Source organism: Azonexus sp., assembly GCF_030824335.1.
Lineage (GTDB): Bacteria > Pseudomonadota > Gammaproteobacteria > Burkholderiales > Rhodocyclaceae > Azonexus.
The window spans coordinates 35,668-62,518 of sequence record NZ_JAVBXX010000014.1 but is presented as its reverse complement, the minus strand read 5'-3'; the positions used below and the strand labels follow the sequence as shown (position 1 = coordinate 62,518).

The following is a 26,851-nucleotide window of genomic DNA, read 5'->3' as shown; positions in this document are numbered from 1 at the left end:
TCGTGATTCTTTGCATTGTCCCCTTGCAGGATGGGAGGGGCGGTGCAATCCTACAAATAACTTGGGAATCTGATCGTGACGGGAATGACTTGCGAACTTTGCGCCGGGCTGACGGAAAATATTCTTTGGCAATCGGAGATGTGTCGCGTTGTCCGGGTCAATGATCCATTTCAACCTGGGTTTTGCCGTGTCATCTGGCGTGCACATGTCAAGGAAATGACGGATCTCGATGCCGCGCTGCGTGGCGAATTGATGCGCGTTGTTTTTGCTGTCGAAGCTGCTGTGCGGCAATGTTTTGTTCCGGATAAAGTCAATTTGGCCAGTTTCGGTAACGTGGTTCCTCACCTGCACTGGCATGTCATTCCGCGCTGGCAGGACGACCGACATTTTCCTGAACCGATTTGGGGTAAGGTCCAGCGCGAGAATTCACCTGAGCGAATACAAGTTGCTGATGCCCGGCTTGCCGCGATAATTGCCGAGTTGATCAAGCAAGGGGAGACTGATCATGAATGATAGTAATGAGTCGACAGCGCTGCAGATCACCGATTTATCCGACGGTGCAGCCTATCTGGAAGGCCTGATGCTGGCCAATCCGGCCATTGCCGAACGTCAGTTGATCCGGCTGATTGATGCCTTGCTTGCAGTCCCCCCGGACCCCGGCGTTCTTTTTCCGTTGCTGGAACAGATTCGGGTGCCCCTCTGTTTTGTCGAAGAAGAGTTGGCGCTTTCTTATCAAAACAAGCCAATTCCTTTGGGTGATCACCAAGAGTTGGCATTTCAGATGGTTTTGCAAGCCTGGCGAAAAATTGGCAAAGCGTACGCTTTGTGTGCCAGCCTGGAAGAGCCGGATACCGACAATCCCGACTATAAGGGATTGATGGCGACGATTTTACATCGCTGTATTTATTACGTCGGGATGGTGATTCTCGACCATTACCGCGCACGGCGCGAACTGCCCGCCGGAATCTGGCTTGAGTTGCACGGTTTCTACGAGACGGCAGAACAGTGGGGGCTTGAGTTCACCTTGGTCAGCGATCCGTTGGAGAACTCGGTTCAGGCCACGCATTGCGCAGCGGCCTACATCAATTTGCTCTTGATCGAAGTGGCGAGTCCGTACAGCAACAGTGTCCGGACGCTGAATTTGATCAGGCGCTGGGCATCGATGTGGGCGCCATTGGTTGGCATTCACCGGCTTGATGATGATCTGGAGTTGCCCCCCTATGTTCTGGAGTTGATGAAGGATTCTCCATTGCATCCAAGTGCTGCGCTCGAAGGTACGGCCAAGGATGCACGTTGTCTGGACACGACGCGTCTCGGGTTGCAGATCGAGCATTCAATCAGTCAATTGCATCAGCGCATGTCGCCATCCCAGCTTGGTCTGGGTGAGGAAAATTCCAGCCATGTCATCAGCTTGCTCGAGCAGGTAGCGAAGCCTTGGAAGCAGTCTGCGGCACCCCGCCGTTTCCGGCGGTTTTCGACTGAGGGTCGAGCTCATCTCGTCACCGGGTTTGAGGCCATGTATTTCCATATTGCGGGTGAGGCCTTTGAACAGCCGGATTCGGCTGCTGCATACTCGCGTGCCCAATACGAGCAGTTGTTCACCTTCGGTGATCGGGTCGATCCGGGACAGGGGCTGAAAATACGCGCCGATGTCAATTTTCCAACGGAAGATTGGTCAGTCATCAATCATTCGGCGACCGGTTTCCGGTTGGGTAGAAGTGGGGCCGGTCAGCGCATAACCCATGGCGAATTGATGGCTATCTGCCCGCACGACGGTGAGTCATTTTTGCTTGCCTATGCGACCTGGTTGATGCAAGAGAGATCGGGCGGCTTGATTGTTGGCGTGGCAACGCTGCCCGGCTTGCCACGCGGTATTGCGTTCAGGCAGTTGGATCCGACAGGTGGGGTGCGGGTGGATGTGCGTTATGCCGCAGCGTTTCTTTTGCCGGCCTTGCCTGCAATGAAGGAAGACTGCTCGCTGGTTTTGCCCCCTGGGGCTTATCAGGCGGGACGCGATCTGGAACTGGTTGATGGAAAAACCATTCGCCAGGTGAGGATGAACCGCGTCTTGCAACGGCAAATTGCTTTCGACCGGATCAGCATCATTGAACTTTGAACATATGACGAGCTTTCCTTCAAGGTAAACTCACCAATTCGGCGTGGAGAAAATAATGGCTGGCATGGAAAAAGATACTCCGATTCCGGATGTGATTCGCTTGCACCAGAAATCGAGAGTGCTGGAGCTTGGCTATGGCGATTCGAGCTTTCGCCTTGATTTTGAATACCTCAGAGTATTTACCCCATCGGCGGAAGCCCGGGGCCATGGCCCCGGTCAGGAGGTATTGCAGGTTGGCAAACGCAATGTTGATCTGCTGGCAATCGAGCCAGTGGGTACTTACGCGTTGAAACTGGTGTTTTCCGACGGCCATGACAGCGGCTTGTACACTTGGGACATGCTGCACAATCTGGCGGTTCACCATGATGAACTCTGGCAGGAATATTTGCGTCTGCTTGAATTGCAGGGCGCTTCGCGAGACATCGACAGCACACCCAGGGCAGTCGCGTCTTCTTGTGGTCACCATCACTGATTACCATGAACAACGATAAGACACATTTTGGCTACGAAACTGTTGCCGAGCAGGAAAAAGCCCGTCGCGTTGCCGACGTTTTCGATTCGGTCGCCAGTCGATATGATCTGATGAACGATGTGATGTCCGGCGGCATGCATCGACTGTGGAAAGCTTTCACGATCCAGCGCAGCGGTGTCCGTGAAGGTTCCCGTGTTCTGGACGTGGCCGGTGGCACAGGCGATCTTTCGCTGGCTTTTGCCAAGAAGGTTGGCAAAAGCGGTCAGGTCTGGCTCACCGACATCAATAACGCAATGCTGGCACGTGGCCGGGATCGCTTGGTGGATAAGGGTTACATGCTGCCGGTGGCACAATGCGATGCGGAAAAACTGCCCTTTCCTGATGATTGGTTCGATTGTGTCACTGTTGCATTCGGTTTGCGTAACATGACCCACAAGGATCGCGCCCTGGCCGAAATGCGTCGGGTATTGCGGCCAGGCGGGCGTTTGCTGGTCCTTGAGTTTTCCCAGGTATGGAAACCGCTTGCGCCGGTGTACGACTTTTACTCATTCCAGATCATTCCAAGGATCGGTCAACTGATTACCAAGGATGCGGACAGTTATCGCTATTTGTCTGAATCGATCCGCGTTCACCCCGATCAGGAAACGCTCAAATCCATGATGGAACAGGCAGGATTGGAACGGGTGGAATACTTCAATATGGCGTTAGGTGTTGTTGCTCTGCACCGCGGCTTCAAATTCTAGGGAAAGCCAGTATCGGGATGAGTATTCTTGAGCGCCTGATCGTTTTGCCGATCAATCATCTCGTGGCCGATGCACCGTGGGCGGGAGAGCGACTGCGCCAGCACGCCGGTGGTGTGCTTCGCATCAAGGGGGGCGTATTTTCCCTGCTGCTGCAGATCGATGGTACTGGCTTCCTGCGTGCCTGCGATGCTTCGCTGACCCCGGATGTATGCATCGACCTGCCGCCTGATTTCTTGCTTCGCGCGGCAGTCGACCGCAATAATTTGATGTCGGCGGCACGCTTGAGTGGTATGGCCGATTTCGCCGAGACACTTGCTTTTGTATTTCGAAATTTGCGTTGGGATATTGAAGGTGATCTGGCGCGTTTCCTGGGGGACATCCCTGCCCGTCGTCTTGCAATGAGCGGTGGCGCGTTAGTCGCTACACTCCAGGAGACCGGCCGTCGTCTCGGGGATAATCTGACTGAATATGCAACGGCCGACGCCGGCATGCTGGCGAGTCCGACCTTGATCAAGACTTTTAACGGCGAGGTTGATGTGTTGCGTGACGATGTGGCCAGACTGGAAAAAAGACTGGCCAGATTGACAGGCATTGCGTGAAAGTTCGTTGACGATTATCCGTCACCTGAATTTGTGAACACAATTGTCAGAGTTGCCGTGAAGTAATCTCTTCCTGCGACATAAACTCCTGTTCGCTGTTCATAATTTAGTCCTAGAATTTTCAAGAATAGGCATATAACCTAGTAAGTAAATATCTAATTCCCTAGCTGGGGTGAAAGGGTGACATGAGTGTCTTCGCACGTCGTTTGAGCGTGGTTCCTGCGCTACTGATGAGTTCTGTTGTAATGGCACAGGATATTTTCGGCGCGTCGCAGGATATTGGCGGTATGGCGACGACAGCAGCTGCCCCCAAAACCCCAGCAGTAAAGACCGTCACCAATTTTTCCCAAGCTTTGCGCTGCATGGACGAGTTGTTCCTGGCTTATGGCAAGTCAGGCATTGTTATTACCTCTGCAGGTATTCCGGATGAAACCGGGAAGGTCAGGACCGGGACCAAAGAGATGTTGATCTCTGCGCTCGCCAAAATGACGGTCAAGAGTAATGCTTTTGAGTTCATCGACTTCCATGGCGGGATGGGCGGTGGCATGGTGAACGACGATTTGGCACGTTTGTTCGAGGCCACTGGCGACGGTGGCCGCAAGATGCCTGACTTCTATCTGCGCGGTTCGATCACCCAGATGGATGACAATGCGGTGCGTAAAAATGCTGGCTTTGGCATTTCCTTGCCTTTCCTTGACTTGGGCGCATCAAAGGATTCTGCCTACGACGTGGTCAGCATGGACATGAGCATTGGTGAAGCATCCACCCGGAAGATCCTGGCAAATACCAGCACATCCAATACGATGGTTATCACCAAGGGTGGAAAATCCGGAGAGGGCGGCGGCAAACTAGGCAAGGTAGGCCTCTCCTTCAACATGGACTTGAGTAAATCCGAAGGCCTTGGTGCCACTACGCGTACCTTGCTTGAACTGGGTGTGATCGAAACGCTGGGCAAATTCACTCAGGTGCCTTATTGGCGTTGCCTGGATGCCGACATCACCAATCCGGTCATTCGTGAGCAGGCACTGGAGAACTTTGACATGCTGAAGGAAAAAGAGCGTATCGAGTTCGTCCAGCGTAAATTGGCCGGCACACTAGGCATGTACAAGGGGCCGATTGATGGTGCGATGAACGCAGCACTCAGGGAGGCGATCATGGAGTATCAAGCGAAAGCTCAGCTTCTGGCTAATGGGCAAGTTAACTTCGATACCTATGCATCCCTGCTCGACGACACGATGAATTTGCCTCTTTCAGCCCCCGCGAAAGCGCAAGTGGCTCGTCCTGCCCCTGCGCCATCGACGCAGTATGGCAACGAAGCGTTCAGCGTCAACATGCAAAGTGATCGAGGAAACCAGCCGACCTACAAGGTTGGTGACTTTCTCAATATGACGCTTTCGACTTCTGGTAATGGCACGGTGTTCTGTTACTACGAAGATGCAGGTAAAGCGGTAGCGCAGATTTTCCCGAATCAGTTTTTCCCGAATTCCAATTTACGTCCTAGAACGCCGGTACGCCTACCCAGCGGTGGCTTCAAAATTCGCTTCGACAAGCCAGGAAAAGAACGGGTGGCCTGTGTTGCCGCTGACCGGGAAATAGTCATGCCACCAAGTCTTAAAGGCACGCCAACCTTGGCTCCACTGCCGGTTCGCTCTCTGGATGAGGTGATAAGTCTCTATCGTCTGGCTAACCCGGCTGCCGTAACGACCAATCTGGATATCACCGTCACTCGTTAAGGAGTGAATCATGAAGATCAAAGTAAAAAGACTCCTGCAATCATTGTTGCTGATTCTGACTACGTCACAAATTCATGCTGGAGAAATTGTCTTAACTGGTGAAAACAAGGGCCGGGTAAAAACAGCGGATACGCAAGACATCAATCTCCAGGAAGATGAGGGAGTATTGTCTCCTCGCGGTGGGGCACCGGCAGATGAACGGCAATATGATGCCAAGGTTCGGGAGCGGAGCAAGCCTGTTGTTCCGGAAGACTCACGACAGGAAATTGGTGCGGCGGTCGTCATTATGCAAACGCCGAATGGCCCTGTCACGGTTCGCCCGGGGCGTAAGTCGGGGGGCAATCAGGAGCAATCCGGTGCTTTAATTGAAAAAGCCCGTGTCTATGCTGACCGTCCTGCCGTAAACCCTGATGTCGTGATGCCCCCAAGAGGGCCGCGCTGATCGATCGGCAATTGAGGTTCTCTTTTTCCCGGCGAACTCATCTTGCCTCATCCGCTACCGAGCACCGGCTTCAGGAGCTAGAATCAAGTTGAAACGTACACTATTCATTATTGCTTTGTTTTCTGCCAGCACTTTGCCTGTAGCGGCACAAGTGGCGGTTGACCTGTCTGCCTATGGAGTCAAAGTGCAAACCAAAGGCTCGTCTGGATCTAATGTTGCTGAAAATTCGGCCGGCACTATAGATTCATCGGTTGAAATGGAAGGGATTGCCGTGATCAACGACGATGTGTACATCGATGGGGAGAAGGTGCCGAAAGGGCAACGTGACTACAAGTCGCGCAAGTCCGGGAAAACTTACGAGATCATCAGAGACAAGAACGGAAATGTGGCTGTCCGCGAAAAATAACGTTCTGGCTTTTTTTCTGCTCGGCACAGTTTTGCCGACAGTTCACGCCGGAATCGTACTGGATGAAGATACCGAGCCTGTTGGTGACGGCAAGCCGAGCGTGGTCACACGTACTATCGTTTATCCTGCAACACAGCACGACCTGAAATGGGAGGTTATCGCAGGAGTTCGTACTCCCATCATTCTTGTTCCCGCTGCCCAGCCTCAGCAACGTTACCTACAAATGCCCTCACCAAGTCTCAGGGGAAGACAAAATCACGTGCTTCGTGCACGCGCATATCGGTTAAACCATTGATAGAAGGACTGGATTCAGATGGCGCTCAACACATTGACCTTAAAGTTGCAGAGATTTCTGGTTGCCGGATTACTGGTTTTGGCGAGTGTTAGCTCGTTTGCCGCCGAGTTATTCGCCGGAAACTTCCAGCAAATTTTCCAAGCGAAATCAGATGAACTGGTTATTTGGCAATACGCCGACAATCAGAATATTTACGTCTTCGACTTCCCTGGACTAAATTTTCAGGGAGGCTCGTTCAACCGTGCGACGCAGTTCACTGAACAGCGCTTTGCGGGCGCGCCTTATCCGAAAGTCCTGAATGATGACGAGTTGGCCGCCCATATTGCTGCAGCCAGGCGCAATAAGGCGAACTTTGCATTTGGACATGATTTTCTGGTTTCAGAACTGGTCCAGTTTTTCAATTTTGCACTGCGCGACAAAATTGAGTTGAACAGTCATGAAATCGCTGTCCGGGACTTTCTGATCAAACAGATGTTGGTACGTGAATTCAGAGGGTTTTACCAAGCCATACGTCCTGACGTGGTGATTATTTCAGTACCACAAACGCAGGAGAGAAAAACGGATGAGCCGATGATTTCTTCCGGTGCCCGTTATGCCATTCTGCTGCATGAAATGTCCCATGCCGAGTTCTACTCCAACCCACACTATGCCAAATTCTGTGAGCGATTCTGGAATGAAAAGTTGACGGAGCAGCAACGCGAGCTTTTCCGGAAGTTTTTGCATGCCTATAATTACTTCATAGAAGATCAAACGCTGGTGGTGAACGAGATGCAGGCGTATCTTATGTTTACACCAGATCCAAAATCTTTTAATCACCGGCGATTGGGTGTCTCGGAGGAAGAGCTTGAGGCAATGCGCTCAGCCTTCCGCAGAAGTAGCCCGCCGATACGGCTTCCGCTGACCTTGATGGAGGGGCTGTAAGATGCTTAAGCTTAAAAGTGCAGGGCTGTTTCTCTTGGGTATTTCATTGTGCTCTGCAGCAATAGCGCAAGTTACACCGAAAACTCGGGTGCAGGGGAATACAGAGATCAATGTGACAACCAAAAACATGACAGCGGTAGCGACGGGTGAAAATAACGTTGCCAAGAACCGTGTTGGTGTGATTCAAGGTGACAAGCGTGGCGATATGCGGATCAATGTCTCGACGTCAAATATCACCACCGTGGCTTCAGGAAGAAACAAAAAAGCTTGCACCACCATTGGAGGAGTGACAAATGAAGAGTGCAAATAAGATCAAATGGCTGACCTCAATGATTATTGTTGGTTTATTTCCAGCGATAGTGGGCGCTGACCAAAATCTCGATGCAAGGTCGCAGACCAAGGTTAATAATGCAATGGCCAAAAAATGGGCCACTTCGGATGGGAAGGCTGCCAATCCCGCACAACAGAACAAGGTCGTCAATATTGGCGATAAACGCACCGGCGGCTGCAATCTGAATATTGGTACCGTTGATCCGAAAACCGCCAAGGGGCGGCAACCCAAAGATATTGTAGTCACAACAAAAGAAGTCATTAACGTTTGCAAGTGAGGCAAAAATGAAACACACGGGTGCAGGTAATCTGTTTCGAGTCGGACTGCTGATGACGACATTGCTCGCTGGCGTTTCAGCAGCTACTGCTTCCGACAATGATGCAGAAAAGTTGCGTGAGCTTGAACGTGCCATGAATGCAACGGCCCCTGCTGGTATGGATGGAGGTAGCCCGACCAAAAAGCGTACCCGAGCTATCGTTTTTGATGCTGAACCACAGACCGCTACGCAAAATAGTGCCCCTGTCAGTGCTGGAGGTGCTGCTGATTGTCAATCACTTCCGCCTGGTACCAATGGGATCAGTGTTGATTTCACGATAAATTTCAATATCGGTAGCGCAACGATTTCGCAGACATCAGAAAATACACTGGATCAGATCGCCAAGGTTTTGGCTCTTAATCCCAGTACTTGTATCATCGTTGAAGGTCACACGGACTCGACCGGCAATGCCGAACGGAATATGTCCCTGTCTCGTGACCGTGCGGCATCCGTGGTCAATTATGTATCTACCCGCAGCAATATCGAACGCAAGCGTTTGGTACCAATCGGCAAGGGGTCGAATGACCCGCTAAGAAATCTTGATGCGCGAGACCCAAAAAATCGTCGCGTGGTTTTCAAGGTAGTTGGCAGTTAATCAAGCATCTCTGTCGTCCACTTTCAATTAGGAGAATATCATGCGTCTTTTGTCCATCCTCATCGCTTCCGCTGTTATCGCTACCCCGGTTATCGCTCAGCAAGCCCAGCGCTCGAGCAACCCGCAAGGCGTTCAAATTCAGGGCAATACCAACATTCAAGCAGAAAACAAGAATGTTGCTGCAATTGCAGTTGGTGAAAATAACACCGCCAAGAACACCACCGGCGCAATCAAGGGTGGTACCCAGATTCAGGGCAATACCACCATCAAGGCCAAGCAGACCAATGCAACGGCCGTGGCTGTTGGTAAAGGCAATACAGCAGCGAACGAAGCCGGCGTCATTGGTGGCAAGTAAGCAGTTTCTGCTTAGCAATCCATTCAATTATCAAGGGGGTTTTAAATGAATAAGAAATTTGCGATTGTTGCACTGGCTTCTGCCATCGTTTCTACGGCCGCTTTCGGTCAGGCTTCCCAGGCTAACCCGCGTGGTTCGATGGGCTCCCCGAATGCTCAGGGTGTCCAGATTCAGGGCAACACCAACATTCAGGCGGAAAACAAGAATGTTGCTGCAATTGCAGTTGGTGAAAACAACACCGCCAAGAACACCACCGGCGCAATCAAGGGTGGTACCCAGATTCAGGGCAATACCACCATCAAGGCCAAGCAGACCAATGCAACGGCTGTGGCTGTTGGTAAAGGCAATACTGCAGCGAACGAAGCCGGCGTCATTGGCGGCAAGTAATTCAGAACAAAATCCGAGTACAGTTCGTGGGCTGACGGGCATTCCGTCAGCCCTTTGTTTTTCTGTTTCCAATCCTGTTGCGACATCTGTACCTAGGCCGGTAGGCTAATTTCAATCCGTGCAGGTTAGAATGCCTGACATGATTGGCATTTTTCTCATCACGCATGGTAGTTACGGCGAAGCGCTCGTGCAGAATGCGTGTCACGTGCTGAACAAACGACCAATCCAGCTCACCCAACTTGGCGTTGCAGCACAGGATGACCCGCTCGATTTGTTGCCGCTTGCCCGCCAGATGCTGTCTACGGTAGACAGTGGGCATGGTGTACTGGTGCTGACCGATCTGTTTGGCGCATCGCCCGCCAATCTTTCCATGAAATTGCTGGCTGCAGACCAAGTTGTCGGTTTGTCCGGCGTAAATCTGCCCATGTTGCTGTCTGCCCTCACGCACCGCGACAAAGACCTGAAAACCCTGCTGTCCCATGCCCGAGACGGTGGCCGGGGCGGCATTCTCAATTTGCCGGACCATTGACTCATGCTGACCAGGGAAACCACCATCATCAACAAGCTGGGCTTGCATGCCCGGGCTTCCGCCAAACTTACTCAACTTGCCGGGAAATTTCAGTGCGAGGTGTGGATGAGTAAAGGTAGTCGCCGCATCAACGCCAAAAGCATCATGGGGGTCATGATGCTGGCTGCCGGAAAGGGCTCGACGGTTGGCATTGAAACCAATGGCAGCGACGAGGCGGAGGCTATGGAGGCTCTGCTGGCCTTGATCGCTGACTACTTTGGCGAGGGAGAATAAATCCCATGAGTTTTACCCTGCACGGTCTGGGTGTTTCTGCCGGCATCGCCATCGGGCGGGCAATGCTGATGTCGCACGCGACGCTGGAGGTGTCGCACCTGACGCTGGCACCGCGCTTGGTCGACAAGGAAATCGCCCGTTTCGATGCAGCCATACTGGCCGTCAAAAACGAACTGCTGACCATGAAGGAAAACACCGAGCACGCACCGGCCGAGCTCGCCGCCTTCATCGACATTCACACCATGTTCCTGGAAGACGCCGAACTGGCAGAAAAACCCCGCGATATCATTCGCGAACGGCGTTGCAACGCCGAATGGGCACTGGTTCAGCAAATGGAACACATCGTGCACCAGTTCGAGCAGTTCGACGATCCTTATCTGCGCGAACGAAAGTTTGACGTTGTTCAGGTCGTCGAGCGGGTAATCAAGGAATTGCTCGGCCACCCGGGACGGGCTTCGCTGAAAAGCGGCAAGCACACCAAGGAAGAGTCGCTGATCGTCGTTGCCCACGACCTGTCGCCGGCTGACACCATCGCCTTCAAGGATCACCGTTTCGCTTCCTTCATCACCGATGTCGGCGGCGCCACTTCGCACACCGCGATCCTGGCCCGCAGCATGGCGATTCCGGCGGTGCTCGGTCTGGAAAACGGGCGCAACCTGATTCGCGATGGTGAGCAGTTGATCGTCGACGGCATGCGTGGCGTGGTCATCGTCAATCCCGACCAGCGCGTGCTTGAGGAATATCGGTTGCGCAAGGAACAGGTTGAGCTGGAAAAGTCCCAGCTCAAGCGCCTGAAAACCTCCCCATCGGTCACGCTGGACGGGATCGACGTGGCACTGCACGCCAACATCGAGTTGCCCGGCGACGTCCGTGATGCGCTGGAAGGCGGGGCCGACGGTATCGGTTTGTTCCGTACTGAATTCCTGTTTCTGGATCGCGGCGACATGCCAGATGAGCGGGAGCAATACGAAGCCTACAAAAAAGTGGTCAAGGGCATGGCCGGCCGCCCGGTTACCATCCGTACCTTCGATCTGGGCAACGACAAGGACCTGCGGCCAAACAACAGTGCCGGTGACCGCGTCAAGACCAATCCGGCACTTGGCCGGCGAGCGATCCGCTTGTCTTTGGCCGAACCCAAGATGTTCCAGACCCAGTTGCGGGCCATCTTGCGCGCTTCGAAATACGGGCCAATCAAGCTGCTCATTCCGATGCTCGCCCATGCGCATGAAATCGATCAGACGCTAGCGGCGCTCGAACAGGCCAAGTCCGGCCTGCGCGGTGAAAAAGTGAGCTTCGACGAACATATCCAGGTCGGCGGCATGATCGAAATCCCGGCTGCCGCACTGGCTGTCGGGCTGTTTTTGCGCCGCCTGGACTTCCTGTCCATCGGCACCAACGACCTGATCCAGTACACACTGGCTATTGACCGATCCGACGAGCAGGTAGCCAGTCTTTACGATCCGCTGCACCCTGCCGTACTGATGTTGCTGGCCCACACCATATCCAGCGCTGAAAAGGCCGGCGTGCCGGTTTCGGTTTGCGGGGAAATGGCGGGCGACCCCAAGCTGACCCGTTTGCTGCTGGGCATGGGACTGCGCACTTTTTCCATGCACCCGTCGCAAGTTCTCAAGGTCAAGAGCCGGATACTGAAGGCCGATGTCAGCGAGATCGCCCCCAGCGTGCGCAAAATACTCCGTCTGGACGAACCCGCAAAACTGCGTGATGCTCTGGAAAAGCTCAATACCTGAATCCTGCGGTCTACCCGGAAAATAGGAAAAAACGCGGTTGACCGCAGGGGTGCGACGATTTGTCACATTCCCGAAAGCCTTAGCTGACCGGACAATCCGCCCTTTGCATTCAACAATGACAAAGGAGAGGTTTCCATGGGGTATCGCATCCGGCCGTTAACGGTCGCCATCGGCATCGCTTTCTCATCGACGGCTTTCGTTTCCGGTGCCATCGCACAGGGTAGCCAGTCTCTCGGTGAAATCGTCGTCAGTGCAAACCGCGACAAAAGCGCCGGCAGCACGACCCAGATCGAATCCGCCGCCATCCAGTCGCGCCGTGCCGGCACCAGCGACGCTGCCAGCCTCCTCCAGGATGTCCCCGGCGTCAGCTTCTATGGTGCCGGCGCTGTCTCCAGCCTGCCGGTCATTCACGGCCTGGCAGACGACCGGCTGCGGATCAAGGTCGACGGCATGGACCTGATTGCCAGTTGCCCCAACCACATGAACCCGGCGCTCTCCTACCTCGATCCGAGCCAGGTCGGCAGCCTCACCGTCTATGCCGGTATCAGCCCGGTCAGCGTCGGGGGCGACAGCATTGGCGGCAGCATCGTCGCCGAAACCCGTGCGCCGGAATTCGCTGCGCCCGGTCAGGGCCGTCTGGTCAAAGGCGAAATCGGTGCCTTCTACCGCAGCAACAACGACGCGCGCGGCGCTAACGCCAGCGCCACCATGGCCACCGAGAACATCAGCCTGACCTACACCGGTGCCTACAGCGAAGCCGACAATTACACCGCTGGCAAAAACTTCAAGAACTACACGGCCACCGGCCGGGCGGGTCACTCACTCGGGCGCGACGAGGTCGGCTCGACCGCCTACCAGACCGCCAACCACACGCTCGGTCTGGCAGTGAAGAACGCCAACCACCTGTTCGAGGTCAAGCTCGGCTATCAGGACATGCCGGAACAGCTTTATCCGAACCAGCGCATGGACCTGCTCGACAACGAGCAAAAGCGCATCAACCTGCGCTGGCTGGGAGAGTACGACTGGGGCAAGCTGGAAGCACGGGCCTACCACGAGACCGTCGATCACTTCATGGATTTCGGTCGGGACAAACGTTACTGGTATGGCGCCGCTTCCGGCGGTGGCGCAGCGATCGACCCGACGACTTGCGGCGCCATGAGCGCAACCTGCGCCCAGGGCATGCCGATGATCACCGAAAGCAGGACCACCGGCGCCAGCCTGAAGGCTGATATCAAGCTCGGCAACAACGACCTGCTGCGTATCGGCAGCGAACTGCAGCGCTATCACCTCAACGACTGGTGGCCTGCCTCCGGCAGCGGCATGTGGCCAGGCACCTTCGTCAACATCAACGATGGTGAACGTGACCGCAAGGCATTGTTTGCCGAATGGGAAGCCCACCGCGGCAGCCAGTGGACCACGCTGCTCGGCCTGCGCTACGAGCGCGTGACCATGGACGCCGGCAATGTGGCCGGCTACAACCCGGCCGGCGGCGGCAACCAGGCGCGTGATGCCAATGCCTTCAACGCCACCAACCGCTCCCGCAGCGACAACAACTGGGACCTCAGCGCGCTCGCCCGCTACACCGCCAGCGCCGGCCTCGACATCGAGTTCGGCTTCGCCCGCAAGACCCGCTCACCCAGCCTGTACGAAGCCTTCCCGTGGTCCACCTGGCAGATGGCCGCGCTGATGAACAACTTCGTCGGCGACGGCAACGGCTATGTCGGCAACCCCGACCTGAAGCCGGAAAAGGCACACAAACTGTCGGCGACGTTCGACTGGCACGACGCCGAGCGCACGCACCAATTCAAGCTGACTCCGTTCTATACGCACGTCACCGACTACATCGATGCCATGCAATGGGACGGCACGACGAACAGTGCCCGCAGCGTCCTGCTCCGCGATCAATTCACCGTGCTGCGCTACGCCAATCATTCCGCCCGTCTCTACGGCATCGACGTCTCCGGACAGATGCCGCTGGCCCGCACTGCAGCTGGCGAACTCGGCTTGAAAGGTCTGCTCAACTACACTCGCGGCAAGAATCGTGAGACCGGTGACGACCTGTACAACATCATGCCGCTCAATGCCAAGCTGACGCTGACGCAGCAAACCGGCGCCTGGGACAATGCATTGGAAATCGTCGGCGTTGCGCCAAAACGGAAAGTCTCAGAAGCCCGTAACGAGATGAAAACTTCCGGTTACAGTTTGGTCAACCTGCGGGCCAGCCATAGCTGGAAACAGGTCCGCCTCGATTTCGGCATCGAGAACCTGTTCGACCGCTACTATGAAATGCCGCTCGGCGGCGCCTACCTTGGCCAAGGCACGACAATGATGGCGACTGCCAACAACATGCCAATGGGTGTCGTCCCGCTGTGGGGGGCGCCGGTACCCGGCATGGGACGTTCTCTGTACGCCGGCATCAATGTCAAGTTCTGAGTCATTCAGCTGAAAAAAACGCCCCGGTTCGTCGTAATCGGGGCTTTTTTCGTTTGTCGAGGAGAAAAAAATGGCCTTTTTCACGGTCGACCGCAAAAAAGTGGAAAAATCCCGAAAACCTCGGCGACTCGACTGTGGCGAGCGCCTCTATCATGCCGGCAGCGAAGGCTTGGCTTGGCGTCTGCAACATGGGGTGATCCGCCTCGACAGCCCGCACGTCGATGGAGAGCGTTTCGCCAGCCTGGCTATCGCCGGCGACATCGTCGGTTGCGAAACCCTGCTGTTCGGTGCCTACACCTTTTCTGCCAGCGCGCTGACGCACTGCGAACTGCTTCCCTGGCCGGAAGGCGAACCGGCAATCGCCGGCGAAAGCCTGCTGGCCTCGCTGGCACACGCCCAGCAACGGGCCGCCGAAATCGTCGCGCTGCGCGGCGGCCAGGCGGTCGAGCGGGTGCTCGGCCTGATCCGGTTGCTGGTTGACAGCGATGGCCAAGTCATCCTGCCGATGCGCCAGGACATCGCCGAGATCACCGACCTGCGTTTCGAAACCATCTCGCGCATCATCAAGCAACTGGAGCGCAGCGGTATCCTGAACCCGGCACGCGTTGCCGGTGTGCATGCGACACGCAGCTTCCGTTACGTCGGTTAAGACGCCATGCCAAGGTATTGGCAGCTTGTCTGTAGCAGAAGCATGTCTTGAAAAAATGGGGGGTGGCCCCCATAATCCCTAGCATGGTTGTAATTCCGGCAATCTGGAGGCGTTCTGGACAGGGGTTCGATTCCCCTCACCTCCACCCAAGGGCATTGGCTGACAGTGTGTTTGGTTGGGGGTGTACTGGTTTCGACAGGGCGGGCAAAGGTGCGCAGGCAACTCGTCAGGCGATCGACGTTAATGAAGCAAATCCATAATTGCCAATGATGAGCAATTCGCTATTGCCGCCTAAAAACGGCTAGCCGGGGCTGCTAGAGCCTTGTTACCAAAGATAGCCGGCGGGGACTTCGGTCCCCGTCGTCAATTCCGGCATCGAATTCCCCATCGCAGAGGGCTTGCGGGGGATCGCTGATTTGTGATGCCGCACACTCGCTACGTGGCCCTCTATATTTGCCAACCGATACCCTGTCAGGAGTCCCCGATGTGTCCCACGTGCAAGCCTGATGTCTGCCAGCCCACCGGCTCTGCCGAACTGGCCATGCTCGACGTTTACATGCCGATGATGAAATCGGCAGCTATCATTTCGGCCGGGCGCCTGGGACTGTTCGAGGCCCTGGCCGACGGACCGCTGACGGCCGATGAACTGGCCGGCCGGATTGCCTCCAGCCAGCAAGGAACGACAAAACTGGCCGACTTTCTGGTCACGCTGGCCTACCTGGAAAAACAGGGAGAAAAATTCGCCAACGCGGCCAGCACGCAACGCTGGTTCACCCATCGCGGCCAGGTCGATTACACGTCGGGCCTGTTATGGACCCACGAAGCCTGGCCGATGATGGGCGAACTGGCGGAAGCGGTGCGCAGCGGCAACCCAACCAGCACTTTGTGGGATGCCATGCTGGAAAAACCCCGGCTCGGACAGCTGTTTTCTGCCTACATGGCGGCCTTTGCTGCGGATCTGGGGCCGGATTTGCTCAAATACGTACCGCTCACGCCAACGCATCGCCGCCTGCTCGACCTCGGCGGCTCGCACGGCCTGCATTCGATCCGCTTTTGCCAGCACTACCCGCAACTCAGTGCGACCATCGTCGATCTGCCCAGCGCACTGACGGCAACCGGGCCCGCCATCGAAGCGGCACAACTGAGCGAGCGCATCAGTCTGAGCCCAGGGGATTTGCTCGAACACGACTGGGGCGGGAATTTTGATGTGGTGTTTTACCTGTCGGTCGCCCACAACCACACGGCAGAAGACAATCGCCAGGTTTTCCGGCGCATTGCCGAATCCCTGAATCCCGGCGGGCTGCTGGTCATTCACGAATACATCGCGGAACAACCGCTCGATGCCTTCAATGCGGCCTTCCGGCTGACCTTGCTGTACGAAACCGGCACGCAGACCCACCGCCACGCGGATTATCTGGACTGGCTGACTGCCGCCGGTTTTTCGTCGATTTCACGTGTAGACCTCGATCCCCGGGAAAAGGGATCGCTGATCCTGGCTACGTGCTGAAGCAAGGCCAACGAAGCGTCAGGCCTCGTTGGCTGCGCCGAGCAGACGTTCGCAATAACGGGCGATGAGGTCCACTTCCAGGTTGACCTTGCTGCCCGGTGCCAGCAGATGCAGCGTGGTGTTTTCCAGCGTATGCGGGATCAGGTTGATGGTGAAATCGGTGCCATTGACTTCGTTGGTCGTCAGGCTGGTGCCATTGACCGTGATCGAGCCTTTGCGCGCGATGAACTTGGCAATCTCCTTCGGCGCCCGGATTTCGAGCAGGCGATTGTCGCCTACCGGGTCGAAGCGCAAGACCTCGCCGACACCGTCGACATGGCCGGAGACCAGGTGGCCGCCGATCACGTCGGCCAGACGCAGCGCCTTTTCCAGATTGACCGGGCCGGGGGCATCCAGACCAACCGTGCAGGACAAGGTTTCCGGCGACACGTCGACCATGAATTGACCACCCTCGACGGCGACGACCGTCAGGCAGACGCCGTTGTGGGCAATTGAATCGCCGAGCACGACATTGCCGAGATCCAGCTTGCCGGCATCGACATGCAGGCGGAAACCGACCTCACGAGGGGTAAGTTGGGTAATGCGGCCAACCGCCGCGACGATTCCAGAGAACATGGCTGAATCCGTTTGCGAAAAATGGCAACTTTATCACGTTGACCGCAGCATTCCCTCAGCATTGGTAGGGGTTTGTCAGGCTGTTTTCCGCTTTGCATGTCGTCGGCCTACCCCTTAAGGAGCTGTCGCTATCTGGCGCCAGCCCGGCTAAACTCGCGCCAGCATCTTCCGCCAAACATCGATCTGTGACACTTGGGGCCAGCGTTTCTTTATGGCAATTCTGACAAATTACAGCAATAAAAGTGTCCTTATCCTGGATGACATGCCAGAAATGCGCAGTTCGCTGCGCGCCCAACTGAGCAGTCTGGGTTGTGAAAAAGTCACGGTCAGCGGCAATGTAAAAGACGCGCTGCAGCATTTCACGACCACCCGGTTTGACGTCATCCTTTGTGACTACTACCTGGCCGGTGGCACCGATGGCCAGCAATTCCTCGAGTACCTGCGGACCCGGAATATCATCGGCCGGGGTGTGGTATTCATCATGATCACGGCAGAAAAAAATTACGAAAGTGTCGTGACGGCCGCCGAGTGCCTGCCGGACGATTATTTGCTCAAGCCATTTACGGCTGAAGTGCTGAAAATGCGCATGGAGCGCCTGCTGGAGAAAAAAGATCGTCTGGCACGGGTCGACCAGTTGCAGGACAAAGGCGACTGGAACGGTGTCATTGCTTCCTGTAACGACATTCTGGCGGCCAAGGATCGCTACATGGTCGACGTCATGCGGATCAAGGGCAATGCGCTGTTGTTTGCCGGACAAGGCGCCGAAGCCGTCGAGTTCTATCGCCAGGCCCTGACCCTGCGTCCCATGCCCTGGGCCCGGCTGGGCTTGGCCCGCGCCCAACAGCAACAAGGCGACATCAAGGGCAGCATCGAGACGCTGGAGGCGTTGATCGGGGACGAACCGCGCCTGATGGCCGCTTACGATCTTCTGGGCAAGTTACACCTGGCGTCAGGGCACACCGAAACAGCTTTATCGATCCTGGAAAACGCGCAGACCATTTCCCCGAATTCGCTGGCCAGACATCGTGCCATTGCGACGGTTGCCGAAAAAAAGGGCGATTACGCACGCGTTGAGCAGGCACTGGATCAGGTGGTGAAAAAAACCCGCAATTCGCCGCTGCGCGAAACCCGGGATATCGCCCAGCTGGGCAAGGCGCTGACCGAAATTGGCGAGTCAGCCAAAGCGGTTACGCTGCTTGAAGAGGCCCGAACCAATTTCAAGAGCGATGCCAACGACCCGCTCCTCGCAGCCGTGGAGGCTATTGCGCAGCATCAGGCCGGTAATCCCGAAAAAGCCGAGGCTGCGCTGGCCCGTTCGATGCAAGGCGACGTCAGCAAGTTGCCGGCCGATATTGCGATGACCATCGCCAAGGCCTGCTTGAATACGGGCAAGCAAACCGAGGCTCAGAGCATCCTGAAAAATCTGGTGCAGAACAATCCCGAGTCCACCGGGCTGCACGAAGAGATTTCGAGCGTGCTGCGCGATAACGGTGCTGGCGCACTGTCCGAAAACCTGATCAAGGAAAGCATCGGCGAGATCATTCAACTCAACAACGCTGCTGTGCTGCGGGCCAAGGCTGGTGAGTTGTCGATTGCGGCAGAAATGCTGACCGATGCGGCGAATCGACTACCCGGCAACATGCAGGTGGTGTCGAATGCCGCCGCCGCGCTGTTGTTCGATGTTTTCAATAACGGCGTTGACGCAGACAAGCTGCGCCAGGCGCAGAGTTTCCAGCAGGCGGTGCAGGTCCAGGCACCAACTCATCCCAAGCTGGCGGAAATTGCCGAACTGATGAATCGCATCCGGCAGAAATATTCGGCTGGCAAAAAATAATGGAATTCACCGAACTTGCCGCGCTGACCATCCACGATGTCAAAAACCGCTTGGCCATCCTGGCTGGCCGGGCGGAAGCCAAAGGCGATGCAGAAACCTTGCATGGCGCGCTCGAAGCCGCTGCCACGCTGACGCGTCTGCTGGTTTTCTACAAGGCCCAAAAGGGCGCTTTGGGCGTGGATATCGATGCCCACGTGCCGGCCGAGTTATTCGCAGAACTGGCCGCAGAAATTGCCCGACAAACGTCGTTGACCGTAAAAATTGACACCGACCACGCCCCAACATTGTGGTTTTACGACGAGGCGTTGATCCGGATGGTGTTGCTCAACGCGATTTACAACGCGTTACGCCATGCCCGGACGACGATTACGCTGTTTGCCGCGCAGCATGGCACCAACCTGCTTTTTGAAATTCGCGATGACGGGCCGGGCTTTCCGCCGGACATGATCGACCAGCCGGCCCGCATGTCTGCCTTGAGCCGCGAGGGAACGGGTCTGGGCTTGCACCTGGCGAGCCAGGTGGCTGCCTTTCACCACAATCAAGGCCAGACTGGACGGATTGAATTGAAGAATGCCGACGGGGCGGCCTTCTGCCTACTTTTGCCGCAATGAACACGGCCATTCCGTAGCCCATCGCGCAAGTGCAAGCAATTGATTTGGCGAATTATTTTTTCCATGCGGCCGCGGTAATCCTTGTCTAAACCAGGCATTCGCCCGTAAAATCCGCGGTCCTGTTCCGCACTGCAACATCGCCAACCCATGCTCTATCCCACCCGTTTCGATGTCATCGTCGTCGGCGGCGGTCACGCCGGCACCGAAGCCGCGCTTGCCGCAGCACGGGCCGGTGCGAACACGCTATTGCTGACGCACAACCTCGATACGCTCGGGGCGATGAGCTGCAATCCTTCGATCGGCGGTATCGGCAAGGGCCACCTGGTGCGCGAAGTCGATGCGCTGGGTGGCGCGATGGCCGCGGCGACCGACGAGTCCGGCATCCAGTTCCGCATCCTGAACGCCTCGAAAGGCCCGGCTGTGCGGGCAACCCGGGCGCAGGCCGACCGCGTGCTGTACAAGCAGGCGATCCGCTCGCGCCTGGAAAACCAGCCCAACCTGACCATTTTCGCCGAAGCCTGCGACGACCTGATCGTCGAGGGCGACAAGGTGTGCGGCGCGGTGACGCAACTGGGCATCCGCTTTTTGGCCGGTTCGGTGGTGTTGACCGCAGGAACCTTCCTCAACGGCAAGATTCACGTCGGTCTGGAAAACTACACCGGCGGGCGCATGGGCGATCCGCCATCGAATTCGCTGGCGGCCCGCCTGAAAGAGTTGAAGCTGCCGCAAGGCCGGCTGAAGACCGGCACGCCGCCGCGCCTGGATGGCAAGACCATCGATTTCTCGGTGATGGAAGAACAGCATTCGGATCAGCCGATGCCGGTCTTTTCCTTCCTCGGCAATGCCGCGCAGCACCCGAAACAGTTGCCATGCTGGATCACCGAAACCAACGAGCGTACGCACGACATCATCCGCAGCGGCCTCGACCGTTCGCCGATGTACACCGGCGTCATCGAAGGCGTCGGGCCGCGCTACTGCCCGTCGATTGAAGACAAGATCCACCGCTTCGCCGACAAGAACCGGCACAACGTCTTCCTCGAACCGGAAGGCCTGACGACGCACGAAATTTACCCGAACGGTGTGTCGACCAGCCTGCCATTCGACATCCAGCTGGCGCTGGTCCGCTCGATCCGCGGCATGGAAAACGTGCACATCCTGCGCCCCGGCTACGCCATCGAATACGATTTCTACGACCCGCGCGGCCTGAAGGACACGCTGGAATCGAAGGCCATCAGCGGCCTGTTCTTCGCCGGCCAGATCAACGGCACCACCGGCTACGAGGAAGCGGCGGCGCAGGGCCTGCTCGCCGGCATCAACGCCGTGCGCTATGTCAAGGGCGAGCCGGGCTGGTGCCCGAAGCGCAACGAGGCCTACCTCGGCGTGCTGGTCGACGACCTGATCACGCGCGGCGTCAGCGACCCGTACCGGATGTTCACCAGCCGCGCCGAGTATCGCCTGAGCCTGCGCGAAGACAATGCCGACCTGCGTCTGACCGAACAGGGCCGGGCGCTCGGTCTGGTCGACGACGTGCGCTGGGATGCTTTCTGCCGCAAACGTGACGCCATCGCCGGCGAACAGGAACGACTGAAGTCGACTTGGGTCAATCCGAAGATCACGCCAGCCGAGGACAGCATCCGCGTGCTCGGCAAGGCGATCGACCACGAATACAACCTATTCGAACTGCTGCGCCGGCCGGAAGTTAGCTATCGCAGCCTGATTTCGCTGGAAATCGACGGTCGACCGCAAGAATTGCCGGAAATTGACGAAGCGGTCATCGAACAACTGGAAATCTCGGCCAAATATCAGGGCTACATCGACCGCCAGGCCGACGAAGTCGCCAAGGCGGCCGGCTACGAGAACACCTTGCTGCCGGTCGATCTCGACTACGCGACGGTCGCCGGCCTGTCCAACGAGGTTCGCCAGAAGCTGCAGCAGCACAAGCCGCAGACCATCGGCCAGGCCTCGCGCATCCAGGGCCTGACGCCGGCGGCAATCTCGCTGCTGCTGATCCACCTGAAGCGCTTCAAGCTGTCGCAAGCCGCATGAGCACGATCACACTTGCCTCCGGTCTGAACCAACTCGGCCTCGACCTGCCTACCGATGCACAGCAGCAGTTGCTCGCCTTCCGCGACCTGCTGCTCAAGTGGAACAAGACCTACAACCTGACCGCGCTGCGCGATCCGGCGCAGGCCATTTCGCACCACCTGCTTGATTCGCTCGCCATCCTGCCGCATGTCGGCGACGGTTCGCTGCTCGATGTCGGCTCCGGCGGCGGCTTGCCCGGCATTCCGCTGGCCATTGCCAAGCTGGAACTGGCGGTGAGCATGGTCGATACCGTGCAGAAGAAAACCACCTTCCTGCAGCAGGCTGTCATCGAGTTACAACTGAAGAATGTTACGGTCCACCACGCCCGGGTCGAAGAAATGCCCGGCCAGTACGCCCAGATCAGCTCACGCGCCTTTGCCGAAATTCCTTTGTTCATCCAGTTGACCCGCCACCTGCTCGCGCCGGGCGGGCGCTGGCTGGCCATGAAAGGTATCCGTCCAGATGAGGAAATCAAGGCTTTGCCGGCGGATATTCTGGTGGAAGCCATTATTCCGCTGACGGTGCCGGGGCTTGATGCCGAACGACATCTGATCATTTTGAAAGCCGGCACGGATTGAAAAACCCATGAAAGTACTCGCCATCACCAACCAGAAAGGCGGCGTCGGCAAGACGACGACTGCGGTCAATCTGGCCGCCTCGCTCGCTGTCGAAGGCCAGCGTGTGCTGCTGATCGACATGGACCCGCAGGGCAACGCGACTACCGGGGCCGGCATCACCAAGAAAGAAGCCCTGCCGACGGTTTATCAGTTGCTGATCGGTGCCGCGACACTGGCCGAAGTCTGCATCCAGACCGAGTTCGGTTTCGATGTGTTGCCGGCGAACCGTGAGCTGGCCGGTGCAGAAGTCGAATTGATCGATCTGGAACAGCGTGAATATCGCTTGAAAAGTGCGCTGCAGGCGGGGCATGCCACCTACGACTTCATTCTGATCGACTGCCCGCCGGCGCTCAACATGCTGACGGTCAACGGCCTGGTGGCGGCGGATTCTGTGCTGATTCCGATGCAGTGCGAATACTACGCGCTGGAAGGCTTGTCCGATCTCGTCGAAACCCTGCGCAAGGTACGCCACCACCTGAATGCCAGGCTCGAAGTCGAAGGCCTGCTACGGACCATGTACAACGGCCAGAGCACGTTGACCCAGCAAGTGTCGAACGAACTCGAAAGCCACTTCGGCGACAAGGTCTACAAGACCATCGTGCCGCGCAATGTCCGGCTGGCCGAAGCGCCATCTTTCGGCAAGCCGGTCATCGCTTTTGACAAAAACTCGAAGGGCGCGCTGGCCTACAGCGCGCTCGCCCAGGAAATACTCGAAAAGGTCGCCAAATGATCAAGATGAAGGGACTCGGCCGCGGCCTCGATGCATTGCTTTCCGGTAGCGACAAGCCGCAGGGTGACGAGCAGCGCAATCTGCCGGTCGACCGGATGAAACCCGGCAAATACCAGCCGCGGACCCATATGGATCAGGATTCACTGGCCGAACTCGCTGGTTCGATCAAGGCACAAGGGATCATGCAGCCGATTCTGGTGCGTGCCGTTGAAAGCACCCCAGGCGCCGAGCGTTACGAAATTGTGGCCGGCGAACGTCGTTGGCGCGCTGCACAAATTGCCGGACTCGATGAAGTGCCTGTTCTGGTGCGCAGCATTCCCGATGAGCAGGCGCTGGCCATGGCGCTGATCGAAAACATTCAGCGCGAGAATCTCAACCCGTTGGAAGAGGCCCAAGGGTTGCAGCGCCTGATCGACGAATTCGGCTTGACCCATCAACAGGCAGCCGATGCGGTCGGTCGTTCGCGACCGGCCGCATCGAATTTGCTGCGCTTGCTGCAGTTGACCGCAAGCGTCCAGGAATTGCTCATTACCGGCAAGCTCGACATGGGCCACGCTCGTGCGCTGTTGCCGCTATCTGGCGCGCAGCAGGTGGCCGTTGCCCAGCGCATCGTGCAGAAAGGCCTGTCGGTACGCGAGGCCGAACGGCTCGTCCAGCAGATCATCAATCCGCCGAAGCAGGCTGGGGCGCAACCGGTAGACCGCGACCTGCTACGTCTGCAGGAGGAGTTGTCCGACAGCGTCGGTGCCGCTGTAGCAATCCGCAGCAACAAGAAGGGCGCCGGAAAAATCACCATTGAATTCGGCGACCTCGATCAGTTGGAAGGCATTCTCGGACGGCTTCGCTAGGGGTTTTTGCCGCATGCTGCAATGCGGAAAACCCTTAATTTTCATTGACGTTGATTTTTGAAGTCTTGTATCATTTAGGTCTGTGTGGCACAGCCGGTCAACGATTGCAGGGCACCATGAAAAAAGCGATATATCTGCAATTTGGTGCAGCAGTGATTACAGCCATCTTGGCCGGTGCAATGGTAGGGACGCGGGGGGTTGTCTCGGTGGGTTTTGCGGCATTGGCTGCCATTCTTCCCAACCTTTTCTTCGTGGTTCGCCTGAGTATGTTGAAAAATCGCCCCGAGGCATCGTATGTGGCGAATTTCTTCATCGGCGAGTTCCTCAAAATTGCCGCCACCATCGGAATTCTGGCAATCGCCATCAAGGGATACCCCGCGATGCACTGGCCTAGCTTGCTGATTGGCCTGGCGATTGTCTTGCATGCTGGTTTTTTAGCCTTTTGGAAGAAATGAACATGGCCGCAGGTAGCGCAGCACCGACATCTGGCGAGTACATCGTCCACCACTTGACCCATCTGAATTCCACCGGTCACGCACAAAAGTCCGTGATTGACTGGACCGTCATCAATATCGACACGATGTTCTATTCCATCGTGCTCGGCTTGGCCACGGTCTTTGTCCTCTGGCTGGCAGCCCGCAAGGCTACCTCCGGTGTGCCGGGGCGTTTTCAGGCAGCCGTTGAAATCCTCGTTGATATGGTTTCCGAGCAGGCCAAGGGCATCATCCACAGCGCAGAATCCCGCAAGTTCGTCTCGCCCCTGGCGCTGACCGTCTTTGTCTGGATTTTCTTCATGAATGCAATGGACTTGCTGCCGGTCGATCTGCTGCCGAAAATCGGCGAAATGTTCGGCATCCACTACCAGCGCGTCGTCGGTACCGCCGACCTGAATGCAGCACTGGGCATGTCGGTTGGCGTGCTGCTTGTCTGCATCTACTACAACATCAAGATCAAGGGCCTCGGTGGCTGGATTCATGAGCTCTTCACCGCCCCGTTCGGCAGCCACCCGCTGCTCTACCCGATCAATTTCATCATGCAGATGATCGAATTCGTCGCCAAGACCGTTTCGCACGGCATGCGACTGTTCGGCAACATGTACGCCGGCGAGCTGGTGTTCATGCTGATCGCGCTGCTGGGGGGGACCGCGACCGTTTTCGGTTTTGTCGGTCACATCATCGCCGGTTCGATCTGGGCCATCTTCCACATCCTGATCATCACGTTGCAAGCCTTCATCTTCATGATGCTGACGCTGGTGTATGTCGGTCAGGCGCACGAAGGTCACTGATTTATCTGTAGTCCCTGTTTTCGCTTTACCTTTTCATTACTTAAACTTAGCAAGGAGTTGTCATGGAACACGTTCTCGGTTTTGTTGCTCTGGCTGCCGGCCTGATCATTGGTCTGGGCGCTATCGGTGCCTGTATCGGTATTGGCCTGATGGGCGGCAAGTACATTGAAGCGTCTGCTCGCCAGCCTGAGCTGATGAACGCCCTGCAGACCAAGATGTTCCTGCTGGCCGGTCTGATCGACGCCGCCTTCCTGATTGGCGTTGGTATCGCCATGATGTTCGCTTTCGCCAACCCGTTCCAACTGGTTGCAGGTTAATCCCTCCTCTTCCGATCAACCCTTTAGAAGAGGACTAACACCGTGAATCTGAACGCAACGTTGTTTGCACAGCTCGTTGTGTTCTTCATTCTGGCGTGGTTCACGATGCAATTCGTGTGGCCGCCCATTGTGAAGGCGCTCGATGAGCGTGCGAAGAAGATCGCGGATGGTCTGGCTGCTGCTGAACGCGGCAAGCAGGATCTCGAACTGGCCACCAAGCGCTCTACGGATGCTCTCCGTGAAGGCAAGGAAAAGGCCGCAGAACTGATCGCCAATGCTGAAAAGCGTGGGGCTCAACTGATTGAAGAAGCCAAGCTGTCCGCCAAAACGGAAGCTGATCGCATCGTTGCCGGTGCGAAGGCCGAAATCGACCAGGAAGCTGTCCGCGCCAAAGAGCAGTTGCGTGAACAGGTCTCGGCTCTGGTCGTCAAAGGCGCCGAGCAAATTCTGCGTCGCGAGATCAATGCCCAGGCTCATTCCGACATTCTGGCCACGATCAAACAGGATCTGTAACGCTTATGGCTGAATCCGTCACCATCGCTCGCCCCTACGCCGACGCCGCTTTCAAGCTGGCCAAGGAAACCGGGGCACAGGGCATCTGGTCCGCACGCCTGCAACGGCTCGCGCTGATCGCCCAGGACGGGGACATGGCTCAAGTCATGAGCAATCCCCGGCTCTCCGTTGAACAGATTGCTGAATTGTTTATTTCTTTGTCTGACGACAAGGACCCAATTCTTGCCAATTTTGTTCGTACCCTCGCCGAAAACCGGCGTCTCGCACTCCTGCCGGATATTTCCCGGCTTTTCGAACTGGCCCGTAGCCAGGAAGAAGGGGTCCAGGAGGCGGTGGTGTATTCCGCATTCCCCATTGACGAAACCCAAGTGGCTGCCCTGCTGCAACAGCTGGAACCCCGCTTCGGAACCCGCCTGACCGCCCGTGTCGAAATCGATACGAGTCTGATTGGTGGTGTGCGGGTCACCGTCGGTGACCAGATGCTGGATGCTTCAGTCCGCGGCAAACTCGACGCGATGGCCGTGGCACTGAACAACTAGGAGATTT

The 26,851-nt window shown here is 56.6% G+C and carries 33 protein-coding genes and 1 other RNA gene; 33 read left to right on the top strand and 1 reads right to left on the bottom strand.

Features of this window, described 5'->3' with window-relative positions; translation table 11 throughout:
* Positions 1-84 precede the first annotated feature (84 nt).
* The 22 genes from RCI20_RS10375 (at position 85) to RCI20_RS10270 (ending at position 16,850) form a co-directional block, all read left to right on the top strand.
* Positions 85-513 carry an HIT family protein gene (locus RCI20_RS10375; RefSeq protein WP_306605325.1) on the top strand — a complete coding sequence of 143 codons (429 nt, stop codon included), beginning with the start codon at positions 85-87 and terminating at the stop codon, positions 511-513.
* Entirely contained in the window at positions 506-2,116 is a 1,611-nt protein-coding gene (locus tag RCI20_RS10370; protein WP_306605167.1) for a hypothetical protein, read from the top strand. The genes RCI20_RS10375 and RCI20_RS10370 overlap by 8 nt, the downstream gene beginning before the upstream one ends.
* 55 nt (positions 2,117-2,171) lie before the next feature.
* Positions 2,172-2,588: a DUF971 domain-containing protein gene (locus tag RCI20_RS10365; RefSeq protein ID WP_306605165.1), complete on the top strand. Its 417-nt coding sequence runs from the start codon at positions 2,172-2,174 to the stop codon at positions 2,586-2,588.
* A gap of 5 nt (positions 2,589-2,593) precedes the next feature.
* Positions 2,594-3,331 carry a bifunctional demethylmenaquinone methyltransferase/2-methoxy-6-polyprenyl-1,4-benzoquinol methylase UbiE gene (ubiE, locus tag RCI20_RS10360; protein WP_373691512.1) on the top strand — a complete coding sequence of 246 codons (738 nt, stop codon included), beginning with the start codon at positions 2,594-2,596 and terminating at the stop codon, positions 3,329-3,331.
* A gap of 17 nt (positions 3,332-3,348) precedes the next feature.
* Positions 3,349-3,930, top strand: coding sequence for an SCP2 domain-containing protein (locus tag RCI20_RS10355; RefSeq protein WP_306605163.1), 582 nt, complete (start codon positions 3,349-3,351; stop codon positions 3,928-3,930).
* 185 nt (positions 3,931-4,115) lie between these two features.
* Complete coding sequence (locus tag RCI20_RS10350) at positions 4,116-5,663, top strand: DUF4384 domain-containing protein (RefSeq protein ID WP_306605161.1); 1,548 nt, start codon at positions 4,116-4,118, stop codon at positions 5,661-5,663.
* Between the two features lie 10 nt (positions 5,664-5,673).
* Positions 5,674-6,105, top strand: a complete 432-nt coding sequence (locus tag RCI20_RS10345; RefSeq protein WP_306605159.1) for a hypothetical protein — start codon at positions 5,674-5,676, stop codon at positions 6,103-6,105.
* A gap of 88 nt (positions 6,106-6,193) precedes the next feature.
* Entirely contained in the window at positions 6,194-6,511 is a 318-nt protein-coding gene (locus RCI20_RS10340; protein ID WP_306605157.1) for a hypothetical protein, read from the top strand.
* Positions 6,489-6,806 (top strand): hypothetical protein, encoded by a 318-nt coding sequence (locus tag RCI20_RS10335; RefSeq protein WP_306605155.1) that lies wholly within the window; start codon positions 6,489-6,491, stop codon positions 6,804-6,806. Before RCI20_RS10340 ends, RCI20_RS10335 begins: the two co-directional genes overlap by 23 nt.
* 18 nt (positions 6,807-6,824) lie before the next feature.
* Positions 6,825-7,727 carry a hypothetical protein gene (locus RCI20_RS10330; protein WP_306605153.1) on the top strand — a complete coding sequence of 301 codons (903 nt, stop codon included), beginning with the start codon at positions 6,825-6,827 and terminating at the stop codon, positions 7,725-7,727.
* A gap of 1 nt (position 7,728) precedes the next feature.
* Positions 7,729-8,037, top strand: a complete 309-nt coding sequence (locus RCI20_RS10325) for a hypothetical protein (protein ID WP_306605151.1) — start codon at positions 7,729-7,731, stop codon at positions 8,035-8,037.
* Positions 8,021-8,335: a hypothetical protein gene (locus RCI20_RS10320; RefSeq protein ID WP_306605149.1), complete on the top strand. Its 315-nt coding sequence runs from the start codon at positions 8,021-8,023 to the stop codon at positions 8,333-8,335. Before RCI20_RS10325 ends, RCI20_RS10320 begins: the two co-directional genes overlap by 17 nt.
* Positions 8,336-8,387: 52 nt before the next feature.
* Positions 8,388-8,969: an OmpA family protein gene (locus tag RCI20_RS10315; RefSeq protein WP_306605148.1), complete on the top strand. Its 582-nt coding sequence runs from the start codon at positions 8,388-8,390 to the stop codon at positions 8,967-8,969.
* A 40-nt stretch (positions 8,970-9,009) separates the two neighbouring features.
* Positions 9,010-9,324: a hypothetical protein gene (locus tag RCI20_RS10310; RefSeq protein ID WP_306605146.1), complete on the top strand. Its 315-nt coding sequence runs from the start codon at positions 9,010-9,012 to the stop codon at positions 9,322-9,324.
* Positions 9,325-9,369: 45 nt separating this feature from the next.
* Complete coding sequence (locus RCI20_RS10305) at positions 9,370-9,711, top strand: hypothetical protein (protein WP_306605144.1); 342 nt, start codon at positions 9,370-9,372, stop codon at positions 9,709-9,711.
* Between the two features lie 139 nt (positions 9,712-9,850).
* A complete protein-coding gene (locus RCI20_RS10300) occupies positions 9,851-10,240 on the top strand; it encodes a PTS sugar transporter subunit IIA (RefSeq protein WP_306605321.1) in 390 nt (129 codons plus the stop codon).
* Between the two features lie 3 nt (positions 10,241-10,243).
* Positions 10,244-10,513, top strand: a complete 270-nt coding sequence (locus RCI20_RS10295) for an HPr family phosphocarrier protein (RefSeq protein ID WP_306605142.1) — start codon at positions 10,244-10,246, stop codon at positions 10,511-10,513.
* 5 nt (positions 10,514-10,518) lie between these two features.
* Complete coding sequence (gene ptsP, locus RCI20_RS10290) at positions 10,519-12,261, top strand: phosphoenolpyruvate--protein phosphotransferase (protein ID WP_306605140.1); 1,743 nt, start codon at positions 10,519-10,521, stop codon at positions 12,259-12,261.
* A gap of 135 nt (positions 12,262-12,396) precedes the next feature.
* Positions 12,397-14,694, top strand: a complete 2,298-nt coding sequence (locus tag RCI20_RS10285) for a TonB-dependent receptor (RefSeq protein WP_306605138.1) — start codon at positions 12,397-12,399, stop codon at positions 14,692-14,694.
* A gap of 70 nt (positions 14,695-14,764) precedes the next feature.
* The gene (locus RCI20_RS10280; protein ID WP_306605136.1) at positions 14,765-15,343 is read left to right on the top strand and encodes a Crp/Fnr family transcriptional regulator; all 579 of its coding nucleotides are present in this window, start codon (positions 14,765-14,767) and stop codon (positions 15,341-15,343) included.
* A gap of 33 nt (positions 15,344-15,376) precedes the next feature.
* Positions 15,377-15,709, top strand: a transfer-messenger RNA (tmRNA) gene (gene ssrA, locus RCI20_RS10275).
* Positions 15,710-15,827: 118 nt separating this feature from the next.
* Positions 15,828-16,850, top strand: coding sequence for a methyltransferase (locus RCI20_RS10270; RefSeq protein WP_306605134.1), 1,023 nt, complete (start codon positions 15,828-15,830; stop codon positions 16,848-16,850).
* Between the two features lie 18 nt (positions 16,851-16,868).
* On the opposite strand, the gene RCI20_RS10265 is transcribed toward RCI20_RS10270, so the two are convergent.
* Entirely contained in the window at positions 16,869-17,465 is a 597-nt protein-coding gene (locus RCI20_RS10265; RefSeq protein WP_306605132.1) for a riboflavin synthase, read from the bottom strand.
* Between the two features lie 211 nt (positions 17,466-17,676).
* On the opposite strand from RCI20_RS10265, the gene RCI20_RS10260 reads away from it, so the two are divergent.
* From RCI20_RS10260 to RCI20_RS10210, 11 genes are all read left to right on the top strand, one after another.
* Positions 17,677-19,299, top strand: a complete 1,623-nt coding sequence (locus RCI20_RS10260; protein ID WP_306605130.1) for a response regulator — start codon at positions 17,677-17,679, stop codon at positions 19,297-19,299.
* Entirely contained in the window at positions 19,299-19,910 is a 612-nt protein-coding gene (locus RCI20_RS10255; protein WP_306605128.1) for a sensor histidine kinase KdpD, read from the top strand. The genes RCI20_RS10260 and RCI20_RS10255 overlap by 1 nt, the downstream gene beginning before the upstream one ends.
* 147 nt (positions 19,911-20,057) lie before the next feature.
* The gene (mnmG, locus tag RCI20_RS10250) at positions 20,058-21,956 is read left to right on the top strand and encodes a tRNA uridine-5-carboxymethylaminomethyl(34) synthesis enzyme MnmG (protein ID WP_306605126.1); all 1,899 of its coding nucleotides are present in this window, start codon (positions 20,058-20,060) and stop codon (positions 21,954-21,956) included.
* Complete coding sequence (gene rsmG, locus RCI20_RS10245) at positions 21,953-22,573, top strand: 16S rRNA (guanine(527)-N(7))-methyltransferase RsmG (protein ID WP_306605124.1); 621 nt, start codon at positions 21,953-21,955, stop codon at positions 22,571-22,573. The genes mnmG and rsmG overlap by 4 nt, the downstream gene beginning before the upstream one ends.
* A 7-nt stretch (positions 22,574-22,580) precedes the next feature.
* Positions 22,581-23,342, top strand: coding sequence for a ParA family protein (locus tag RCI20_RS10240; protein ID WP_306605122.1), 762 nt, complete (start codon positions 22,581-22,583; stop codon positions 23,340-23,342).
* Positions 23,339-24,190, top strand: a complete 852-nt coding sequence (locus RCI20_RS10235) for a ParB/RepB/Spo0J family partition protein (protein WP_306605120.1) — start codon at positions 23,339-23,341, stop codon at positions 24,188-24,190. Before RCI20_RS10240 ends, RCI20_RS10235 begins: the two co-directional genes overlap by 4 nt.
* 116 nt (positions 24,191-24,306) lie before the next feature.
* Positions 24,307-24,645: an ATP synthase subunit I gene (locus RCI20_RS10230; protein WP_306605118.1), complete on the top strand. Its 339-nt coding sequence runs from the start codon at positions 24,307-24,309 to the stop codon at positions 24,643-24,645.
* A 2-nt stretch (positions 24,646-24,647) separates the two neighbouring features.
* Entirely contained in the window at positions 24,648-25,475 is an 828-nt protein-coding gene (gene atpB, locus RCI20_RS10225) for a F0F1 ATP synthase subunit A (protein ID WP_306605318.1), read from the top strand.
* A gap of 62 nt (positions 25,476-25,537) precedes the next feature.
* Positions 25,538-25,792, top strand: coding sequence for a F0F1 ATP synthase subunit C (gene atpE / locus RCI20_RS10220; protein WP_076097435.1), 255 nt, complete (start codon positions 25,538-25,540; stop codon positions 25,790-25,792).
* Positions 25,793-25,834: 42 nt separating this feature from the next.
* The gene (locus RCI20_RS10215) at positions 25,835-26,305 is read left to right on the top strand and encodes a F0F1 ATP synthase subunit B (RefSeq protein WP_306605114.1); all 471 of its coding nucleotides are present in this window, start codon (positions 25,835-25,837) and stop codon (positions 26,303-26,305) included.
* A gap of 5 nt (positions 26,306-26,310) precedes the next feature.
* Complete coding sequence (locus RCI20_RS10210) at positions 26,311-26,844, top strand: F0F1 ATP synthase subunit delta (protein WP_306605112.1); 534 nt, start codon at positions 26,311-26,313, stop codon at positions 26,842-26,844.
* Positions 26,845-26,851 lie beyond the last annotated feature (7 nt).

Coding starts and splice junctions, on each gene's coding strand:
- atpB (WP_306605318.1), top strand. CDS start 24,648: ATGGCCGCAGGTAGCGCAGCACCGACATCTGGCGAGTACATCGTCCAC.
- RCI20_RS10265 (WP_306605132.1), bottom strand. CDS start 17,465: ATGTTCTCTGGAATCGTCGCGGCGGTTGGCCGCATTACCCAACTTACC.
- RCI20_RS10370 (WP_306605167.1), top strand. CDS start 506: ATGAATGATAGTAATGAGTCGACAGCGCTGCAGATCACCGATTTATCC.
- RCI20_RS10330 (WP_306605153.1), top strand. CDS start 6,825: ATGGCGCTCAACACATTGACCTTAAAGTTGCAGAGATTTCTGGTTGCC.
- mnmG (WP_306605126.1), top strand. CDS start 20,058: ATGCTCTATCCCACCCGTTTCGATGTCATCGTCGTCGGCGGCGGTCAC.
- rsmG (WP_306605124.1), top strand. CDS start 21,953: ATGAGCACGATCACACTTGCCTCCGGTCTGAACCAACTCGGCCTCGAC.
- RCI20_RS10270 (WP_306605134.1), top strand. CDS start 15,828: ATGTGTCCCACGTGCAAGCCTGATGTCTGCCAGCCCACCGGCTCTGCC.
- RCI20_RS10345 (WP_306605159.1), top strand. CDS start 5,674: ATGAAGATCAAAGTAAAAAGACTCCTGCAATCATTGTTGCTGATTCTG.
- RCI20_RS10335 (WP_306605155.1), top strand. CDS start 6,489: ATGTGGCTGTCCGCGAAAAATAACGTTCTGGCTTTTTTTCTGCTCGGC.
- ubiE (WP_373691512.1), top strand. CDS start 2,594: ATGAACAACGATAAGACACATTTTGGCTACGAAACTGTTGCCGAGCAG.
- RCI20_RS10355 (WP_306605163.1), top strand. CDS start 3,349: ATGAGTATTCTTGAGCGCCTGATCGTTTTGCCGATCAATCATCTCGTG.
- RCI20_RS10280 (WP_306605136.1), top strand. CDS start 14,765: ATGGCCTTTTTCACGGTCGACCGCAAAAAAGTGGAAAAATCCCGAAAA.
- RCI20_RS10285 (WP_306605138.1), top strand. CDS start 12,397: ATGGGGTATCGCATCCGGCCGTTAACGGTCGCCATCGGCATCGCTTTC.
- ptsP (WP_306605140.1), top strand. CDS start 10,519: ATGAGTTTTACCCTGCACGGTCTGGGTGTTTCTGCCGGCATCGCCATC.
- RCI20_RS10305 (WP_306605144.1), top strand. CDS start 9,370: ATGAATAAGAAATTTGCGATTGTTGCACTGGCTTCTGCCATCGTTTCT.
- RCI20_RS10315 (WP_306605148.1), top strand. CDS start 8,388: ATGACGACATTGCTCGCTGGCGTTTCAGCAGCTACTGCTTCCGACAAT.
- RCI20_RS10235 (WP_306605120.1), top strand. CDS start 23,339: ATGATCAAGATGAAGGGACTCGGCCGCGGCCTCGATGCATTGCTTTCC.
- RCI20_RS10230 (WP_306605118.1), top strand. CDS start 24,307: ATGAAAAAAGCGATATATCTGCAATTTGGTGCAGCAGTGATTACAGCC.
- RCI20_RS10325 (WP_306605151.1), top strand. CDS start 7,729: ATGCTTAAGCTTAAAAGTGCAGGGCTGTTTCTCTTGGGTATTTCATTG.
- RCI20_RS10210 (WP_306605112.1), top strand. CDS start 26,311: ATGGCTGAATCCGTCACCATCGCTCGCCCCTACGCCGACGCCGCTTTC.
- RCI20_RS10240 (WP_306605122.1), top strand. CDS start 22,581: ATGAAAGTACTCGCCATCACCAACCAGAAAGGCGGCGTCGGCAAGACG.
- RCI20_RS10260 (WP_306605130.1), top strand. CDS start 17,677: ATGGCAATTCTGACAAATTACAGCAATAAAAGTGTCCTTATCCTGGAT.
- RCI20_RS10310 (WP_306605146.1), top strand. CDS start 9,010: ATGCGTCTTTTGTCCATCCTCATCGCTTCCGCTGTTATCGCTACCCCG.
- RCI20_RS10320 (WP_306605149.1), top strand. CDS start 8,021: ATGAAGAGTGCAAATAAGATCAAATGGCTGACCTCAATGATTATTGTT.
- RCI20_RS10365 (WP_306605165.1), top strand. CDS start 2,172: ATGGCTGGCATGGAAAAAGATACTCCGATTCCGGATGTGATTCGCTTG.
- RCI20_RS10350 (WP_306605161.1), top strand. CDS start 4,116: ATGAGTGTCTTCGCACGTCGTTTGAGCGTGGTTCCTGCGCTACTGATG.
- RCI20_RS10375 (WP_306605325.1), top strand. CDS start 85: ATGACTTGCGAACTTTGCGCCGGGCTGACGGAAAATATTCTTTGGCAA.
- RCI20_RS10295 (WP_306605142.1), top strand. CDS start 10,244: ATGCTGACCAGGGAAACCACCATCATCAACAAGCTGGGCTTGCATGCC.
- RCI20_RS10255 (WP_306605128.1), top strand. CDS start 19,299: ATGGAATTCACCGAACTTGCCGCGCTGACCATCCACGATGTCAAAAAC.
- RCI20_RS10300 (WP_306605321.1), top strand. CDS start 9,851: ATGATTGGCATTTTTCTCATCACGCATGGTAGTTACGGCGAAGCGCTC.
- atpE (WP_076097435.1), top strand. CDS start 25,538: ATGGAACACGTTCTCGGTTTTGTTGCTCTGGCTGCCGGCCTGATCATT.